Below are 751 nucleotides of genomic sequence, written 5' to 3' on the forward strand. Positions count from 1 at the left end.
GGGCCCTGGACGCCGTCCTCGGTGCGGACAGCCTCCTCGTCGACCTGTGGCCCTACGTCTACCGGGAGGCGTTCCCCGACTGGTCCCGGAGGTTCATGGAGTTGGCGGAGCGGGCGACGGCCGTCAGGGAGTACGCGTCCCATGTGGTGCCGGGCCTGCTGCAGACCGAGGAGTACGCGCGGGCCGTGCTGAGAGTCGGCCTCACGCTCAGCAGTGACGCTCAGTTGGACGAAAGGCTCGCCGCCCGCATGGAGCGTCAGGTTCGCCTCACCGGGCCCGATCGGCCCGAGCTGTGGGTCGTTCTCGACGAGGCGGTGCTGAGGCGTCCGATCGGTGGCCACGCCGTGATGCGGGCGCAGTTCGAGCGGCTGCTCGACGCCGCCGAGGCGCGTCACGTCACCGTGCAGGTACTGCCGTTCGACCAGGGCGAGCATGACGCGATGGGCGGTTCGCTGACGATTCTGACGCTGGCGGAGGGGGAGCAGGTCGCCTACACGGAGGGTGCCCACTACGGCCAACTGATCGAGGATCCGGCAGAGGTCAGTCGATTTGAGGTCACCTACGATCGGCTACGGGCGGAAGCCCTGCCCCCAATCATGTCCCTCGACATGATCCGATCCGTGATGGAGGGCTACAACCGTGGAGACCGTAGAGACCGTGGAGGAAGTGTCCCGTCCCGTTCTGGTCGGCGCCGCTTGGCACAGGAGCAGTTACAGCAACCAGGAGGGCGGCAACTGCGTCGAGGTGGCCC

1 protein-coding gene and 1 pseudogene are annotated in these 751 nt (G+C 67.8%); both read left to right on the forward strand.

What is annotated here, in order from left to right:
- Nucleotides 1–95 precede the first annotated feature (95 nt).
- A pseudogene (locus BZL64_RS41590) lies at nt 96–557 on the forward strand (DUF5753 domain-containing protein); the annotation flags it as partial.
- A 109-nt stretch (nt 558–666) separates the two neighbouring features.
- Nucleotides 667–751: DUF397 domain-containing protein (locus BZL64_RS34550; protein WP_244205689.1), on the forward strand; the 85-nt coding region annotated here is incomplete at its 3' end.

This window comes from Streptomyces bobili, assembly GCF_002154575.1.
Classification (GTDB): domain Bacteria; phylum Actinomycetota; class Actinomycetes; order Streptomycetales; family Streptomycetaceae; genus Streptomyces; species Streptomyces bobili.